The 17,265-nt window shown below is 43.8% G+C and carries 22 protein-coding genes; all 22 read left to right on the top strand.

Translation table 11 applies throughout. The annotated features are described in order from the left end of the window. Window positions 1-22: 22 nt before the first annotated feature. The 22 genes from PROVALCAL_RS08750 (at window position 23) to PROVALCAL_RS08640 (ending at window position 17,263) form a co-directional block, all read left to right on the top strand. Window positions 23-229 (top strand): hypothetical protein, encoded by a 207-nt coding sequence (locus PROVALCAL_RS08750; RefSeq protein ID WP_006658842.1) that lies wholly within the window; start codon window positions 23-25, stop codon window positions 227-229. A 10-nt stretch (window positions 230-239) separates the two neighbouring features. Then, complete coding sequence (locus PROVALCAL_RS08745) at window positions 240-647, top strand: DUF7446 family protein (protein ID WP_006658841.1); 408 nt, start codon at window positions 240-242, stop codon at window positions 645-647. A 3-nt stretch (window positions 648-650) separates the two neighbouring features. Then, window positions 651-884: a hypothetical protein gene (locus PROVALCAL_RS08740; protein WP_006658840.1), complete on the top strand. Its 234-nt coding sequence runs from the start codon at window positions 651-653 to the stop codon at window positions 882-884. Between the two features lie 178 nt (window positions 885-1,062). Further along, a complete protein-coding gene (locus tag PROVALCAL_RS08730; RefSeq protein ID WP_006658838.1) occupies window positions 1,063-1,335 on the top strand; it encodes a hypothetical protein in 273 nt (90 codons plus the stop codon). Window positions 1,336-1,354: 19 nt separating this feature from the next. Continuing rightward, window positions 1,355-2,014, top strand: a complete 660-nt coding sequence (locus PROVALCAL_RS08725; RefSeq protein WP_039861807.1) for a hypothetical protein — start codon at window positions 1,355-1,357, stop codon at window positions 2,012-2,014. A 72-nt stretch (window positions 2,015-2,086) separates the two neighbouring features. Continuing rightward, window positions 2,087-2,428 carry a hypothetical protein gene (locus PROVALCAL_RS08720; protein ID WP_006658836.1) on the top strand — a complete coding sequence of 114 codons (342 nt, stop codon included), beginning with the start codon at window positions 2,087-2,089 and terminating at the stop codon, window positions 2,426-2,428. Between the two features lie 29 nt (window positions 2,429-2,457). Then, window positions 2,458-3,057: a hypothetical protein gene (locus PROVALCAL_RS08715; protein WP_039861806.1), complete on the top strand. Its 600-nt coding sequence runs from the start codon at window positions 2,458-2,460 to the stop codon at window positions 3,055-3,057. Between the two features lie 44 nt (window positions 3,058-3,101). Beyond that, on the top strand, window positions 3,102-3,662 hold the full coding sequence (locus PROVALCAL_RS08710; RefSeq protein WP_226890316.1) for a terminase small subunit: 561 nt from the start codon (window positions 3,102-3,104) through the stop codon (window positions 3,660-3,662). Further along, complete coding sequence (locus PROVALCAL_RS08705; RefSeq protein WP_006658833.1) at window positions 3,659-5,140, top strand: hypothetical protein; 1,482 nt, start codon at window positions 3,659-3,661, stop codon at window positions 5,138-5,140. The genes PROVALCAL_RS08710 and PROVALCAL_RS08705 overlap by 4 nt, the downstream gene beginning before the upstream one ends. Window positions 5,141-5,325: 185 nt before the next feature. Beyond that, window positions 5,326-5,541 carry a hypothetical protein gene (locus PROVALCAL_RS08700; protein ID WP_006658832.1) on the top strand — a complete coding sequence of 72 codons (216 nt, stop codon included), beginning with the start codon at window positions 5,326-5,328 and terminating at the stop codon, window positions 5,539-5,541. 15 nt (window positions 5,542-5,556) lie between these two features. Next, the gene (locus PROVALCAL_RS08695; protein ID WP_006658831.1) at window positions 5,557-7,209 is read left to right on the top strand and encodes a portal protein; all 1,653 of its coding nucleotides are present in this window, start codon (window positions 5,557-5,559) and stop codon (window positions 7,207-7,209) included. Beyond that, window positions 7,206-7,529, top strand: coding sequence for a Bbp19 family protein (locus PROVALCAL_RS08690; protein WP_006658830.1), 324 nt, complete (start codon window positions 7,206-7,208; stop codon window positions 7,527-7,529). Before PROVALCAL_RS08695 ends, PROVALCAL_RS08690 begins: the two co-directional genes overlap by 4 nt. Continuing rightward, on the top strand, window positions 7,526-8,197 hold the full coding sequence (locus tag PROVALCAL_RS08685; protein WP_006658829.1) for a hypothetical protein: 672 nt from the start codon (window positions 7,526-7,528) through the stop codon (window positions 8,195-8,197). Before PROVALCAL_RS08690 ends, PROVALCAL_RS08685 begins: the two co-directional genes overlap by 4 nt. A gap of 17 nt (window positions 8,198-8,214) precedes the next feature. Then, window positions 8,215-9,198, top strand: a complete 984-nt coding sequence (locus tag PROVALCAL_RS08680) for a major capsid protein (protein WP_006658828.1) — start codon at window positions 8,215-8,217, stop codon at window positions 9,196-9,198. A gap of 57 nt (window positions 9,199-9,255) precedes the next feature. After that, complete coding sequence (locus tag PROVALCAL_RS08675; protein ID WP_006658827.1) at window positions 9,256-9,687, top strand: Bbp16 family capsid cement protein; 432 nt, start codon at window positions 9,256-9,258, stop codon at window positions 9,685-9,687. Between the two features lie 8 nt (window positions 9,688-9,695). Beyond that, window positions 9,696-10,037, top strand: coding sequence for a hypothetical protein (locus PROVALCAL_RS08670; protein WP_006658826.1), 342 nt, complete (start codon window positions 9,696-9,698; stop codon window positions 10,035-10,037). A 51-nt stretch (window positions 10,038-10,088) separates the two neighbouring features. Further along, window positions 10,089-10,400, top strand: coding sequence for a capsid staple protein (gene gp10 / locus PROVALCAL_RS08665; protein WP_039861804.1), 312 nt, complete (start codon window positions 10,089-10,091; stop codon window positions 10,398-10,400). Then, window positions 10,400-11,005, top strand: a complete 606-nt coding sequence (locus PROVALCAL_RS08660) for a phage connector family protein (protein ID WP_006658824.1) — start codon at window positions 10,400-10,402, stop codon at window positions 11,003-11,005. Before gp10 ends, PROVALCAL_RS08660 begins: the two co-directional genes overlap by 1 nt. Next, the gene (locus PROVALCAL_RS08655) at window positions 11,005-13,461 is read left to right on the top strand and encodes a phage tail protein (protein ID WP_006658823.1); all 2,457 of its coding nucleotides are present in this window, start codon (window positions 11,005-11,007) and stop codon (window positions 13,459-13,461) included. Before PROVALCAL_RS08660 ends, PROVALCAL_RS08655 begins: the two co-directional genes overlap by 1 nt. Further along, entirely contained in the window at window positions 13,445-13,933 is a 489-nt protein-coding gene (locus tag PROVALCAL_RS08650) for a hypothetical protein (protein WP_006658822.1), read from the top strand. Before PROVALCAL_RS08655 ends, PROVALCAL_RS08650 begins: the two co-directional genes overlap by 17 nt. Further along, on the top strand, window positions 13,933-14,508 hold the full coding sequence (locus tag PROVALCAL_RS08645) for a hypothetical protein (protein ID WP_006658821.1): 576 nt from the start codon (window positions 13,933-13,935) through the stop codon (window positions 14,506-14,508). The genes PROVALCAL_RS08650 and PROVALCAL_RS08645 overlap by 1 nt, the downstream gene beginning before the upstream one ends. 13 nt (window positions 14,509-14,521) lie before the next feature. Continuing rightward, window positions 14,522-17,263, top strand: coding sequence for a hypothetical protein (locus PROVALCAL_RS08640; protein WP_006658820.1), 2,742 nt, complete (start codon window positions 14,522-14,524; stop codon window positions 17,261-17,263). The last annotated feature ends 2 nt before the right edge of the window (window positions 17,264-17,265 follow it).

The following is a 17,265-nucleotide window of genomic DNA, read 5'->3' as shown; positions in this document are numbered from 1 at the left end:
ATCATCAAGAAGCTTAAAGAGCTTGATTATCAGGGGGGGGGCATTACAGCTTGCCGCTGATGAAGGCATCGCACATTACCGTAGATGCTCACAGGCAAGTAAGCGTGGCGCCATGTTTGATGATTGCTTTCACGTAGCAAAGGTTTGGATGGATAAGTACGGCGGTAACACAAAGGCTAAGCCTAAGCGCCGTGGGAAAACAGTAGTTAAACAAGTTTCGTTATTTTGAGGGTAATACGATGAGCAACAGAGCAGCAACTAGAAGAGTGTGGTGTGCACTAATTAGCAATAAGATTTTTTACGGAAGTGTCTGTAATGAAACTGGCAAGGTGGTAGGTGTTAAGAAAGACATTACAGGTGATGCGCTGCGAGCTGTAGCGGAACACTTATTTAATCAACCTCGTGTGCTTTCGTTCGTTTTGAATAGCGGTCGGATCTTGTCGGTTAAGGTATGCGTTACTGATAGCGAAGCGCCTGATAATTCCGTAGAGAATGCGGCTCATGACTTGCTTCATGCGATGCAGCGTATGGTAAATCAATTCTATGCGGCTGGTATTGAATCAAAAGAAGAGTCGCTAAACCCTATGGAAGAAGCGCTGTATCAGGCTGAGCAGGCAATCGCCAAAGCAACTGGAACAAAGGGGTAAGTCATGAGTGATGATTCAAGAAAGCGGATATATGGGCCTGTAGGCGGCATCATTACCACACCACCGAAAAATGAAGGGTTAACCTTGCGTGACCAGTTCGCCATGTCTGCTATGCAGGGCATTTTATCAAACGAAGCCATGATTGCGGTTGTGATTGAAGAGTCAGCAGCGTGGGTATCGCGTGAGGCTTACATAATGGCTGATGCAATGCTGGCGGCTAGGGGTAAAAAACCATGAAAAAAATAGCATTATCAGCACTAGCCTTGAGCATGGCTGCGCAATTGTCACAGGGTGCTCTATGGGCTATCGACCATAGCCGCAACTGGTGCAGCTACCCAATATCAAATAAGCGTATTACAGGCCACGCAAAGATAAATAGGGCGGCTAAAAAACGGAAGGGAAGAAAGGGGTAACAATGGCAGGCATCGACGCAATCAGGCTGTGCTACGACATTCTTGACGGCTCTGTATCACCTGAAAATATCTCATCTCAAGAAGTGTATGCGATTTGTACGTATCTTGATGATGTTGTTCGTGAAAATCTCGCATTAGTCCAACAAAAGCCTGTAGCGTTCATGGATGCTGATGGTGAGGTAATTAGTGCAGTTAAAAAAGAATTTGAGCAGTTAACGGGCGGTAATCACGTTGGTTTCGATATTCCGTTAATTCAACTAAACAAACAATCGTGACATGTCACGCGAGGTAAATATGGAAAATAGATTTTATATGATGTGTACACGCGACACGGTTGGTTCAAATGCATCGTTCCACTGCAAGGACGGCAACGGTTATGCCACTGATATCGACAAGGATCACGTATACACGCTAGAGGAGGCACAAAGTGCGTGGGAACACGGAAGAAGCATTGACCAGCCTGTATGCACTGAAAGTGTTCTATCACTTGCTGAATATCACGTTGATTGCCAGTACATACCAAACGAAACCGTAATTGAAAGTAAATGCAATTACTACGTTGGATATGTGAAAGGTGATTGGGACGGTAACGATGTTTATTGGCTAAATGACCGTGGCTATCCATCAACTAACTTTTCGATAGCTAAGCGATTCACTATTCCTAATTTAACGATGGATAACATTGTCTGGTTGCCGTTCGATACTGCCAACTCGAAAAAAAGAAGAACATTTCCGATTAAAAAATTCAATGCTCGTTCAATGGTACAAAGTAAAGGCTTGCGCGTTCCTGAATGGCTTAAAAAGCAACGTAGACGCAAAGGGGATAGCGGTAAAACACGCTGGAACTGCCCGTGCTGCGGGAGAATCAGTTGGCAACACAACCCATATGATTATGACGGATGCTTAGATATATATTGCAGTGAATACAGACCTATTTACGAGTTGGAGTGCTAACAATGCTAAAAACTTACTTAATATTCGTTGTGTTCTGGTGCGTGTTCGCTGTAGTTGTGGGAGTGTTATTCAATGGCTAAATCACCAGCAGAGCGTAAAGCAGCACAACGTAAACGCCAGCGGGATGCTGGCCTTGTCACTCCGCAGTGGCAGGTGGAAGCAGAAGAACACGAAATGATTAAGCGTAATTGTGCATTGCGTAGACCAGGGCGCGAACCGTACGACGAATCGGAATATATTCAAATGCTCATTCGTAACGACGATGCACGGCTCAAGCGTGAGGTTGCGGAGTTATCAAAGCGGTACTGTGGTAAGTGCGGTGAGCGGTTGCCGGTTTCCGGTTGCTGCCTTGACGGTGATTCAGAATGCTGGGTAACCAGAGGGTGGCATGAGATTAAATTAGAAGTAGAATAGTGAAAAATTACTTAGCTAAGGAATTAGTTATGACTGTGGTTGAAGGTTTCTCTATTTTTGGAAGTTTGGCATCGGCCGTAGCTATAATCGTGAGTTTAATTGTGTTTTGGGTTCAAAGAACAAATGAGAAATCAGTAATTGAAAAGCATACTCAAAACGAATTAAAGGCATTGAAAATACTTATCTATGATGAGGTTAGGAATAATTGTATTTATTTCAAGCAGATAATGCAGTTTTTTGATGATGTGAAAAATAATAAAGTCGCATCTTGCAGAAGAGCTGATGGGCTTGATGAATTTTACTTTAATTACACCAAGGAAGATGGTAGCAATGTTTTTATTTTAGCTAGGGATCATTCATCTGTGGTTATTGATAGGTATTTGTTGGATATATCTAGAATAGATGACAATCTTATAGGATTGCTCATTGACTTAAAGTTTTTATTAGATGGTTTTAATAAAGTTACATTGAAAGGGCTTCGCTTATATTTTGATACAAAACCTACCAAATCAGAGCTAATTGATTTTGTTTCGGATGTTGGTAACTTGCCATATAGATATAGAAGTTTGTGTAATCAAATTTTAAGTATTTGCAATGTTAAGGATGGATTTAAACCATATCAGATTTGAAGTTTAACTTTTCAGTGGTCATAATAACCGAAGAGGTGATGATTATGACCACAAAGAAACCACGTAAGCCACCAGCAAGAAAACCCACACCGCTTAATGCTCAAATGGAGCGCTTCTGTCAGGAGTATATCAAAGCCCCTGATAATCAAACCAATGCAGCGTTAGCAGCAGGCTATGCCGAAGTTAGCGCCTGTAAGCGTGCATCTCAACTCATGAAAGACCAGCGCGTCATTGACCGTATCGCACAGCTCATGCAACAGCGTAATAAGCGCAAGAAGCTAGACGCTGACAGCGTGTTAGAGCGATTGGTTAATATGCTTGATGCCGATATCGCGGATATTCTCACTAATACTGGTGATATCAAGCCAATTAAAGACTGGCCTGCAGTATGGCGCAAAAGCATTTCTGCGTTTGAAATAGCCGTCATTGATGAGAAGGTTACCGTTAAGAAAGTGAAGCTGTTAGATAAGCTGCGCGTACTTGAAATGGTCGGTAAGCACGTTGACGTTAACGCATTCCGTGAGCGCTATCAGGTCGATGTAACCATTTCCCTTGCTGATAAGTTGGCAGCGGCCCGTAAGCGTGCCGCTGGTGGTGAGTCATGATTGAAACCATGTCGCCAGAGGAACAACTAATTAACGATATCGGCATGTTTACGCATGACCCGTTAAGCTATGCGCTATACGCATTTCCATGGGGTGAAGCTGGTACCGAACTTGAAAATGCTAGTGGGCCTCGCCAATGGCAAGCAGAAGCGCTGAACGAAATAGGTGAGCACCTACGCAACCCTGAAACACGCCACCAGCCGCTACAACTTGCTAGGGCATCAGGTCACGGTATTGGTAAATCTGCTTTCATATCGATGATCATCAAGTGGGGCATGGACACCTGCGAAGATTGCAAAGTTGTTGTTACTGCCAACACCGAAAACCAGCTACGAACTAAAACATGGCCAGAAATTGCGAAGTGGCAGCGCTTATCTATCACTAAGGATTGGTTTACCTGTACCAAAACCGCTATCTATTCCAATGACCCTAATCACGCTAATGCTTGGCGTGCTGATGCTGTGCCATGGTCAGAGAACAATACGGAAGCATTTGCAGGGCTACATAATCAGGGTAAGCGCATCATTCTTGTTTTTGATGAGGCCTCTAACATTGCGGATCTGGTGTGGGAAGTAGCAGAGGGTGCCTTGACGGATGAGAATACAGAAATCATCTGGATAGCATTTGGTAACCCGACACGCAATACAGGGCGTTTCCGTGAGTGTTTCCGTAAGTTTAAGCACCGCTGGAAAACCAAGCAAATTGATAGCCGTACGGTTGAAGGTACCAACAAAGAACAGATTGAAAAGTGGATTCAAGACTACGGTGTTGATGATGACTTTGTTAAGGTGCGTGTTCGCGGTATTTTCCCATCTACATCTGAAAAACAATTCATACCAACTGGTCTAACTGATGCAGCCATGAAGCGTACAGTAACACAGGCAGAAGTATCACACGCACCAATTATCTTGGGCGTTGACCCTGCATATTCAGGTGATGATGATGCCGTAATCTATTTACGCCAAGGGTTACACAGTAAATGCCTATGGACCGGTAGTAAAACTATTGATGATGTGATTATGGCTAAGCGCATTGCTGACTATGAGGATCAGTACGGTGCTGACGCTGTTCATATCGACTTTGGTTACGGTACTGGAATTCAATCTGTTGGTATGAATTGGGGACGAAATTGGCAGCTTGTATCATTCAATGGTGCATCAACTGACCCGCAAATGCAGAACAAGCGCGGTGAAATGTACAACAATGTTAAGTCATGGCTCAAGATAGGTGGGGCTATTGACGATCAGGAGGTGGCTGATGATTTATCAACGCCAGAGTACAAAGTGCAGCTTAGCGGTAAAATATTGCTTGAAAAGAAAGAGGATATAAAAAAACGTATTGGACGATCACCAAATAAAGGCGATGCGCTAGCCTTAACATTTGCTTACCCAGTCACCAAAAAAGAACGACACAACATATCAACATCTAGTCAGGGTAGTCACGTTGTTAGTGATGCTGATTACGATCCATATGCTTAACTAACAGGCAAAAAAATGCCCTCGCGAAGAGGGCAAATGTAAGCAAGGGAACGGTACTTGATAACGAGCAAAGGAACATCCGACTAACGACCTGTGACCAAAATGTATCTCGTGGTTTTATATTTGTCAAATAAGATATACAATAAATACTAAATGATATTATTGTTTATCTTATGAGGTGATATATGTGTGGAGGTCTTTTTGGTGGTACGCCTAAGATTAAAACCCCGCCACCAGTGCAAGCAGCACCGCAAGAGCAGGACGAAGCTGTAGTAGGTTCGCGTGATGAAGAGTTGCGTCGCCGCCGTGCTGCCGCTGGCCGTAAGTCAACATTACTAACCGGTGCGCAGGGCGCTACTAGCTCAGCATCAACCAGCGGTAAAACGCTACTTGGTCAGTAACCTAACGGGGGCGGTATGAGTTTAAAGCAGGATTTATTAAAACAACTCTCGCAGCTTAAGAATGAGCGACAATCATTTGAGCCGCACTGGAAAGAGCTTGCAGAGTATACACGCCCTCGTAGCACTCGCTTTAGCACATCAGAAGTTAATCGCGGTGATAGACGTAATACGAAAATCATCGATCAAGAAGCGGCTAAATCTGAACGTACGCTTTCTAGTGGCATGATGTCAGGGATAACTAGCCCGGCAAGAAAATGGTTCCGTTTGGCTACGCCAGACCCTGACATGATGAATTATAGCCCTGTAAAGATGTGGCTTGAAGTTGTTGAGCAGCGTATGAATGAAGTGTTCAACCGTTCCAATATCTATCAGTCACTACCGCAAACCTATTCCGATATCGGCACCTTTGCCACCAGCGCACTAGCTGTACTGGAAGATAACGAACGCGTTATTCGTACGGTACCGTTTCCTATTGGTAGCTATTACATTGCGAATGGACCAGATCTGACAGTTGATACTTGTTTCCGTGAATTCAGCATGACAGTGCGCCAGTTGGTTATGGAGTTCGGCTTAGACAATGTGAGTGAGCAGGTTAAAAGCATGTGGGACTCTGGCAACTATAGTCAGTGGATCACCGTCATTCATTCAGTCTACCCGAATTTAAACCGCATCAGCGGCAAGCTGGACGCTAAGAACAAACTGTTTAAGTCAGTTTACTTTGAAATTGGCGGTGATAGTGACCGTGTTCTGCGCGAGTCTGGCTTTGATGAATTCCCTATTATGGCGCCACGCTGGGAAGTGAATGGCGAGGACGTCTACGGTTCATCGTGCCCCGGCATGATTGCATTAGGTAGCGTGAAAGCATTGCAGCTATTACAGCGCCGCAAAGCACAGCAGATTGATAAAGTGACCAACCCGCCAATGCAAGCGCCTGCCTCAATTAAGAATCAGCGAATTTCTCTTGTACCGGGTGGAATAACTTACTTACCAATGGCTGGCGCTGACCAAATGATTAAGCCGATATTCCAAGTGCAAGCCGACATTAACGGCTTGATTGCTGATATTGGTGACACTCGTAATCAAATCAAAGAAGCCTATTTCTCTGACCTTTTCATGATGCTACAGAACATCAACACTCGCTCAATGCCAGTGGAAGCAGTTATCGAAATGAAGGAAGAAAAGCTTCTCATGTTAGGGCCTGTCTTACAGCGTTTAGATTCTGAACTACTAGATAAGTTAATTAATCGTACGTTCGCAATCATGGCGCGTAAAAACCTATTACCAGTGCCGCCAGAAGAAATGCAGGGTATGCAGCTTAAAGTTGAATACATTTCCGTCATGGCGCAGGCGCAGAAATCGGTTGGTGTTAACAGCGTTGAGCGTTTTGTCGGCTTTGTTGGTGGTCTAGCAAAACTGAAACCAGAAGCGCTAGACAAGCTAAACACTGACGAAATTATTGATAACTACGCTGAATCAATAGGTATTTCCCCAACTATCGTTTCATCCAATGATCAAGTAGCAGCAATTCGCCAGCAGCGTGCAGAGCAACAACAGCAGATGCAACAAATGCAAATGGCTCAGGAGGCAGTTGCTGGCGCGCAGGCTCTTGGCAATACACCTATGGATGATAATAGCGCCTTAGCTGCGCTTGCTGGTGGTGGTCAATGACGCAGTTTGATGATTACTCTGAAGAGGAAAAGGCAGCGATTAAGGCTGGCTTAGAGCTTAAGGCCAAGCTTAGAAAAGAACGTGAAGACGATGATTTAAAACAGGTTATGAGTACTGAGTGTGGTCGTCGTTTTATCTGGAAAACCCTATCTGCTAGTGGTGTTTTTGAAGTTTCATTTACGTCTGATCCCTATGTCACTTCATTCAATGAAGGTAGACGTAATAAGGGATTAGAGCTGTTTAACGATGTAATGAGTGTTTGCCCTGATCTCTATTTGGTCATGGCAGAAGAAGCCAAAGAACAGGAGAACAATCAATGAATTTATTTCAACGCTTGGTGTTTCGTCGCCTTTGTAATGAGGTTTCAGTTGATGGTGGTGAAGGTGCAGCTGCGACAACCACAGAAACTACAGCGGTTAAAACTGAAACATCAACAACGGGTGATCAGACTACGACTACTAGTACAGAAACTGACAAGACTAATGATACGTCCAGTACTAAGCAGGAAGGTGATAACAAGAAGCCTGTAAGCGCTGCGCCTGAAAAGTATGAGTTTACGGCCGGCAAAGACCAGGAGCTTGATAAAGAAGCCGTAGCAGCGTTTGAGCCTGTCGCACGTGAACTTGGATTAAGCAACGAGCAGGCGCAAAAGATTGTTGATGTGTACGGATCTACGATCATGCCGCAACTGGTTAAGCAGCAAGCCGATGCATGGCAAAAACAAGTTACTGATTGGGCTGAAACAGTCAGCGCAGATAAGGAAGGGCTTGGCTCTACAGAATCGATTGGTAATGCACAAAAGGCGTTGGACCAATTCGGTTCACCTGAACTTAAAAGTTATCTGGTTGAAACAGGCTTAGGCAATCATCCAGAGCTTGTTCGTGTTTTTTCAAAGATTGGCAAAGCTATGTCTGAGGACGGCTTTGTTAGTGGCAGCAGTGAAAACGCTCGCAGTGCTGCGGATGTTCTTTTTGGTGATAGCAAATAAGGTATAGGAGATAAATTATGCCTCAAGCTTTAACTCTAACTGATTGGGCTAAGCGTCAAGACCCAAACAGCAAGCAAGCGAAAATCGTTGAACTGCTCAACCAGTCAAACGAAATTCTTGAAGATATGACCTTTGTTGAGGGTAACTTACCGACAGGTCACCGTACCACTGTTCGCACTGGTTTACCGTCTGCAACGTGGCGTTTATTGAACTATGGTGTTCAACCAAGTAAATCAACAACTGCGCAAGTTACAGATGCCACAGGTATGCTGGAAACTTATTCAGAAGTAGATAAAGAACTAGCTGATATGAACGGTAGCACATCTGAATTTCTATTATCAGAAGCACAAGCGTTCATTGAATCTATGAACCAACAAATGGCTGAAACTCTGTTCTATGGCGATACATCAGTTCACCCTCAGCGATTCACTGGTTTAGCTGCTCGTTTCAATGATTTGAGTGCTAAAAATGGCGTAAACATCATTGATGCTGGTGGTACTGGTAGCAATTTAACCTCAATCTGGCTAGTGGTATGGGGACAAAATACTGTTCATGGTATTTACCCTAAAGGTTCTAAAGCTGGGCTTGAACAAAAACACTTGGGTGAAGTCACTCTTGAAGATGAAAACGGTGGTAAATATCAAGGTTACCGTACCCATTTTCAATGGAAGAATGGTTTAACTGTTCGTGACTGGCGTTATGTAGTACGTATTGCTAACGTTGACCTTTCTAAGTTAACCAAAGATCCAGAGGCAACCGGCGCTATCGACTTGCCTGATTTGCTGATTCAGGCGATTGAAAAAATCCCTAATCTGTCTATGGGTAAACCTGTTTTCTACTGTAACCAGCAAATCCGTAGCTGGATGCGCCGCCAGATTAAAAACTCTAAGAACGTCAATATTTCCATGCAAGAAGTTGCAGGGAAAAAAGTCGTTTCTTTTGATGAGATTCCGGTGCGTCGTACTGATGTGATCCTCACCACAGAAGACCAAGTGAAGTAATTCCGTACGGGGCTGATATCTAGCCTCGTTAACTTAATTTTGTTGGGAGTTCGCAACATGATTTTAGATAAAGAAAACCTATTTTCCCTCGACCAAGCAGTGACCGCATCAGCGACTGCGACCAGTATCATTGACCTAACACCAGTAAAAGGTGATTTCCGCGATATCGGTATTGGTGAGCCGCTGCAACTGTTTGCACAGGTTACTGAACAGGCTACAGCAGCAGGTGAGGCTAAAGTACAAATCGTACTGGAAACATCAGCAGATAAAGCATTTACAACGCCTGTTGCTTTGTTTAAATCCGTTGAAATGCCAATCGCAGACTTGAATGCGGGCAAGCGCATTGTCGGTACCGTTCCTTATGGTGTTATTAAGTATCTGCGTCTGCGTTACGTTGTCACAGATGGCCCATTAACTGCTGGTAAGTTTACGGCTGGCATCGCACTTAACGTTGATGCTCATCCTATCTACAGCGCTGTAACTAATTAAGGTGTGACATGTCACGATATAAAGTTTTGAAAAAATCATTTATCGCTGGTCGTCTGCTTGAAGTTGGTGAAGAGGTTGAATACAGCGGTATTGCTGGCAGCAACTTAGAGCTGATTGGTGGTGGCGATGCTAAATCTGATACTGGCGCTTTGGGTGATGGGGCTGGTGGTGATGCTGGTGAGGTTGTAACCAATAACGCTATTAGTGGTTCAGGCGATACAGTTGAATCCAGCCTTGAATATTTACGTGAACAGTACACGCAATTATTCGGCAAAGCACCTCATCACAACATGGGCGCAGATAAAATGCGCACCGCGATAGATGAAAGACGTAAAGAATTAGCGATTTAACTTTCGCGTTAAAGGGGGCGAAAGCCCCTTTTTCTTTTGGAGATGCAGACAATGAAAATGGTCAACCTGAAAACCAGCACAGAAACGTTTGAGAATGCGAGTGGCGTTAAGGAAACACGCGATGAATACCCGTATGGGTTAACGCTATACCTTGATAATGAGACATTAGAAAAGCTTGGTGTGAGCATTCCTGATGTGGGTGAGTCTATAGAGTTGTCTGGCATCGCCAAGGTTAAATCAAAATCCACTAATGAGCATGAAGGTAAAAAATCAATGTCTGTGGATTTGCAGATTACGGATCTTGCGTTGGGTTCAGGTGATGATAAATCAGCCGCAGACGTTTTATTTGATGGGGGTGAATAATGGCCTCAGAAATTGAAATCTGCAATATGGCGCTTAGCCGGATTGGTAACAGCCGGTTCATTAACAGCCTTAGCGAAAAGAGCAAAGAAGCCGAGCAATGCAATCTACATTACGGTCATTGCCGTGACACTGTTCTGTCTGATTTTCCATGGAACTTTGCAAGTAAGCGCGTTGCGTTAGCTGATACCAATAACCCGCCACCGGACTGGAAGTTTGCGTATAGCTATCCAACTGATTGCTTGAAAGCCATTGCGATTATTCAATCTGGCCAGAAATACCCCCAGCCAAATAATGCAATTCAATTCATTGTTGGATCTGATGTGAGTGGTACCGGGAAGCTTATTTATTGTGACCAGCCGCAAGCATGGCTTCAATACGTTGCATCAGTAACTGACGTGAATATGTTTGATTCTCTATTCATTGATGCGCTTGCATGGCGCTTAGCTGGCGAGCTTGCACGCCCATTGGCCTCTAACGCTGGCATTGGTAGTGAAGCATTTCAGATGTACACCATGGCGATAGCTAGCGCCGGTGCTCATTCTCTTGATGAATCTTCTGAGCCTAATGACTACATGGATCCTTTCACTGAAGCGAGGATATCGTAATGGCCTATAGCATTATTCAACCTAGTTTTTCTGGTGGCGAAATCGCACCTAGCCTTTATGGTCGCATCGACTTAGCGAAGTACTCAACCGCTTTGCGTAAGTGTGAAAACTTTCTCGTGCGGCAATATGGCGGCATTGAAAATAGACCGGGTACCAAGTTTATTGCAGCGGCAAAATACCCTAACAAGAAATGCCGCCTGATCCCTTTCCAATTCAGCACAGTGCAAACGTACGCCCTTGAAATGGGTGATAAGTACATGCGCGTCATTAAAGACGGTGGACAGGTACTTTATGCAGATGGTGAGCATAAAGGTGAAATATTCGAACTAACAACGCCATACAAAGAAGCCGACCTATTCAATTTAAAATTCACGCAGTCAGCAGACGTAATGACCATCGTACATGCTGATTATCCACCAATGGAACTACAGCGCTATGATCATGACGATTGGAAGCTGGTACCCGTTGAAACGCGTAATGGTCCATTCGAAGATATCAATGTTGATAAAGAGCGAAAGGTTTACGTTAGCGCTAGCACTGGCGAGGTGACACTAACTGCAACTCATAATATTTTTGGCGCCGAGTTGGTCGGTAAGCAAATCTATATAGAGCAGCAGGCGGTTGATGCTGTTCCTGTGTGGGAAACGGATAAAACAACCATTAAGAATGATCAGCGCCGTGCCGGTTCTAATTACTACAGAGCAAACACATCAGGTAAAAGCGGAACATTGAGGCCGTCACATACAGAAGGTATGAGCTGGGATGGATGGGGCGGTGATACAGGGATCCAGTGGGAATACCTTCATAGTGGATTTGGTATTGTTAAAATCAATTCAGTGAGTACGGATGGTTTAACAGCAACAGGTAAAGTTATTTCCTATATACCATCAAACGCAGTTGGTGAAAGCAATGCCACATACAAATGGGCGCGTTCGGTTTGGAATGACGTAGACGGCTACCCAAGCACCGTTATGTATTATCAGCAGCGCTTATTTTTTGCTGGCTCTCGTGCTTATCCACAAACCATTTGGGCTAGTCGTAGTGGGGACTATAAAGACTTTGGCAAGAATAACCCTATTCAAGATGATGACCGCATTATCTATACCTATGCAGGGCGCCAAGTTAATGAAATTCGTCACTTAATAGATGTTGGTTCGCTGGTGGCTTTAACCTCTGGTGGTGAGTATCAAATCACTGGGGATCAGAACAAAGTATTAACGCCTAGTAGTTTCTCTTTTTCCTCTCAAGGCGCCAATGGTTGTAGTGATGTTCCGCCTATTGCCGTTGCCAATATTGCCTTGTACATCCAAGAAAAAGGTAGCGCAGTGCGTGACCTTGCGTATTCATTCGACGTTGATGGGTACCAAGGCACTGACCTTACCATCATGGCTAATCACCTGTTTCAGCGCCACCAGATTATTGATTGGGCATTCACTATCGTTCCTTACTCAATCGCCTGGTGTATTCGTGACGACGGTAAATTACTTTCATTGACGTATCTCAGAGAGCAGCAAGTATTTGCTTGGGCGCCACAAGATACCGACGGGCAATTTGAATCAACCTGCAGTATCAGCGAGGGCAATGAAGATGCGGTTTACTTCATTGTATGCCGTAAAGTTGGTGACGGCACCGTGCGTTACATAGAGCGTTTAAGTAGCCGTCTATTCACTAATACAGAGGATGCTTTCTTTGTTGATTCAGGCCTTAGCTATGATGGAAGAAACAAAGATGAATCAAGCACTGTACACCTAACTACAGTCGATAATTGGACGTACGAAGGTGATATTGCCTTAACCGCCAGCAATGCCATTTTTAAAGATAGCGATATCGGTAACACTATTCACTTGCCTTACTTTGAAGATGATGAAAATAAAACGCTACGCTGTGAAATTACTGAGTTTATTAACACTCACGCGGTGCGAGTAACACCTAATCGTGATGTTCCTGAATTACTACAGGAAAAGCCATTGAGCGAATGGGGCTTTGCGCGTTTCCGTTTTGAAGGGCTACAGCATATCGAAGGTAAAACCACTAGCATTCTAGCCGATGCAAACGTGTTACCTCAGCAAAAAGTATCTGGCGGTGCTGTATCACTCGAAGAGCCTGCGGTAGTTGTTCACATTGGCTTACCGTACGTGAGTGATATGGAAACTTTAGATATTCATATTAATGGGCAAGAAACGCTACTAGACAAAAAGAAACTGGTTAAGACAGCTAGCCTTATTGTCAATTCAAGCCGAGGGATATTTGCTGGCACCGAAAAAGACCGACTATATGAATATCCACAGCGTGAATTCGAGTTCTATGATAACCCGGTTGATGACGCTACTGGCGTAGTAGAAATTAACCTTGATGCTCAATGGAGCAAAAACGGCCGTGTGTATGTCAGACAGTCTGATCCGTTACCTCTATCTATCTTAGCGGTTATACCTCGTTTAGATGTGGGAGGCTTCTAATATGGCAAAGAGTATTGTTCAAATCGTACCTGCGACATTAGAGCACGCTAAAGCATTGGTGCCGCGTGTTAGACAGGCTGATATCGATGAATTCTATGCAATGAACCTATCAACGCCTGAGGATGTTTTAGCCTCAGGCATCAAGCTATCTACAAAATCATGGGCTGCTATTTTCAATGGTGAGGTAGCGGCTATCTTTGGTGTGTCTCCTGCGTCCATTATCGGTGGAGTTGGGATCCCCTGGTTGGTTGGCTCGGATATTTTAGAAAAGCATCAGAAAGCTTTTCTACGCCGTTGTAAGCCATTCGTCGGTTTAATGCTGCATATCTATCCAGAACTACTTAATTACGTTGATGAACGCAATTACGTTGCTAAGAGTTGGCTGCATTGGTTAGGGTTTAAGTTAGAAGATGCAAAGCCAATTGGTGCGCTTAATTATCCATTCCACAAATTCACGATGAGGGCTAAATAATGTGTGATCCTATTTATGCCGGTGTTGCAATGCTTGCTTCATCAGGCGTGCAAGCATATAGCCAATATCAATCAGGTAAGTTTAATGCTGATGTAGCCAATCAAAATGCGCGCCAGAACGAACAAGCGGCTAATGATTCAATCAATCGTGGTAATGCGGAAGCAGAGAAACAGCGTTCACGTACGCGGCAACTTGCCGGGTCACAGGCTGCGGCAATGTCTGCTAATGGCCTTGATTTAAGTTCTGCAGGTGCACTTGATATGTTCGGCGATACAGCGGCGATGGGTGAGCTTGACGCTTTAACGCTGGTTAATAATGCGAGTCGCGAAGCGTACGGCCTACGTATGCAAGCAGCTAATGACAGACTTCAGGGTAAAATGGCACGCCGTGAGGGTAATTTTGGCGCTGCTACAACATTATTAACTGCACCAATCAAAGCCTACGGTGCATATCAATTGGCTGGTGGTACGTGGGATCCGTTCTCTGGTACATCTAGTGCAGCAGCTAGCGGTAGTTCAAGTAACAACCTATTCGATATTGCAAAGAAAAGCGGTACCAACCGTTTTGTATTCTAAGGGGGGGGGACGCATGCCAATTGTACCAACGTATAAAGAACAACAGGTTAGTTCATCGCCTCTGCCAAATAATGGTTTTAGTGTTCAGTCTAACCCTAATCAGTTTGGTGCTGGTTTAGGTCAAGTTGCCGAGCAATATACAGGCTTATTCGCTGAAGCGAAGCAACGGGCTGATGTGGCATTGGCACAAGATGCGTCATTGCAGCTTAGACAAAAAGCAAATGAACTAATGAACGATTTACTTGCTATGCAGGGTAAGAATGCTATTGGTAAAGGTTATGAGTTTGAGCAAGCATTTGATAATGCTGCTGGTGAAATAGCCGGAACACTGCAGGATGATGCGATTAAAAGCATGTTCGCACAGCAAGCAAAAGAAATGCGATTGCAGTTTAGCTCGCAGGCTAATAAGCATGAAATGGGGCAAATTAAAGCTTACGAACAAGACCAATTCCAAGCAACGTTATCTGTGAATGCGGAGTCGGCCGCTAGTTTGTATGGAGATAACAATGCTTACCTATCAGCAAACAAACAAGTATTCCAACAAATAGAAGAGTTTGGGTTTTCGCACGGCTGGAGCGATGAGCAGATTCTAGCTAAGAAACAAGAATTTAAAACAGCCACAGCCAAGAGAGCTATTGAAAATCAGATAGGATCTGATTATATGCAGTTTATGCAGCAGAACGGAGAGCCGTCAGATAACGGTGGTATTTCACGTTATTCTGATGACAAATCAACACCATCAACTGTCACGGGAAAAGCAAGAGGGTTAAGAAATAATAACCCTGGCAATATTGAGTTTTCCAAAGAAAATAATTGGGTTGGACAGCTTGGACATGATGGTAGATTTGTACAATTTGAAACGCCAGAGCATGGACTCAGAGCGCTGGGTAAAAACTTATTATCTTATGCAAGGCAAGGATATGTAACGCCTGAGCAAATTATAACGCGATGGGCTCCACCGGGTAAAATAGATAAAAATGATACTGAGGCATATATTAAGTTTGTTTCGGAATATATCGGCGTTGATAGGGATGTACCTCTTGATTTAACTGATTTAAACACCCTGACAAAAATGACGATGGCAATTATTACGCAAGAGAATAAGGGTCATAAAATTAACTATACACAAGCGCAAATTTCGAATGGAATGCAAAGCGCATTGGGTTTATCCAGTTTACCTAAATCTGAACGCCAGCCAAAGCGATTAACTGGCTCAGTAGCTTTCGATGCGCTAGACGAGTCAGACCAAGCCAAATACTTGAAGCAAGCTGAACAAATGGATAAGCAACGTCAGCAGCAATTACAAATTGAACTTGGAACTACTATTTCTGATTCCTACGCCGCATGGGAAAACGGTCTTGATGCACCTAATGCGCCATCTGAAAAAACTATTATTTCTGCTTTTGGTTATGACAAAGGCACTGCAATGATAGCTGATATGCGAGAAGCGAAGCGCTATGCTGGATTGATATCAGCTGCTAAAGATATGACGCCACAGGCTCAGCGCTCATTATTAAACAGCATCATGCCGGACCCATCTGAAAGCAATTATGCAAGTAAAATGCAGCGCTGGGAAAAGTTTGGTAAGTTTGTTGATAGCAACATCAAGGCGCAAAACAAGGCATTTTCAGCAAATCGCCTGCAGTTATCTATACAGAATAACTTCCCGCTAGATCCTAACGATAAAAGCAATCAGGATGCAGCAGACCACTACTTTGCAAACAATATCGAATCATCATTCAATATTCGTGATGAGAATAGTTTAAATGCAGTAGCTGAAATATCTAGTCGTACTGGAATTATTCCCTCGCAAATTAAATCAAAACTGGCGACTGGCTCAACATCTAGAAACCCTGAATTAGTCATTCCAATGTCTAAAATGTACGGGCAAATCTTTGATAATAATCCGTCTGCGATTAATGGTCTATCTACTGACGCCATGGCTTACTATGGAAAAATCTATGACTTAACTCGATCAGGTATGGATAGTGAAAAGGCAATAGATATTGCATACAACCTAACCTATGAGCAGAACGATAGAACCAAGGCGATTATCGCCGAACAGATGCGTGATAAGAAATATAGCAAAGAAAGAGACAAAGCAGCTCAAGGTAATATTAATAGTTTCTTTGCCTTAGGTGGTTTCTCTTCGCCTAATGTTACAAAGCCTGGCATTAACAACCGTGAATATATGCGAGACTATCAAACGCTTTATGATGCGAACTTTGCTAGTACTGGCGGCGATCCTGATTTAGCTAAAAAAATGACGGATGCACAAGTTAAGAAAACATGGGGCGTTACATCAATAAACGGTAAAGATGAAGTTATGCGTTATGCTCCTGAAGCTGTTTATGGCACTAATGAAAGCGGTGCTGGTAACTGGATCATTGGTCAATGGCAAGAAGAGCAAAAACAGCTTAAATCTAAAGTGTTTGGTGGTATGCCTAGCGATGCTGAATTTGTTTTAGTTCCTGATGCGGTGACAGCTCGTGATTACAGTTATGCAATCATGCTAAAACAAACTGGTAGTGACGGTATCCCTATGTTTACACCTTTCCTTGGTGATAGCGGTATGCCATCACGCTTTAAACCTGATCAATCATCATCACCAATGTACCGTGAGGTTATGGATAAACGCCAGAAAACATATCAAGAGGCTAAGAAAGAGCGTGAGATATTAGAAGGTAACGCAAAGCCTGATCCGATTGATTATGGCTTCAGCAATACACTTAACACCATGTTCGGGAGAGAATAGCC

It is taken from the genome of Providencia alcalifaciens DSM 30120, assembly GCF_000173415.1.
Taxonomy (GTDB): Bacteria; Pseudomonadota; Gammaproteobacteria; order Enterobacterales; family Enterobacteriaceae; genus Providencia; species Providencia alcalifaciens.
Note: the sequence above shows the minus strand (reverse complement) of the source record. Positions and strands in the feature narration are given on the sequence as shown.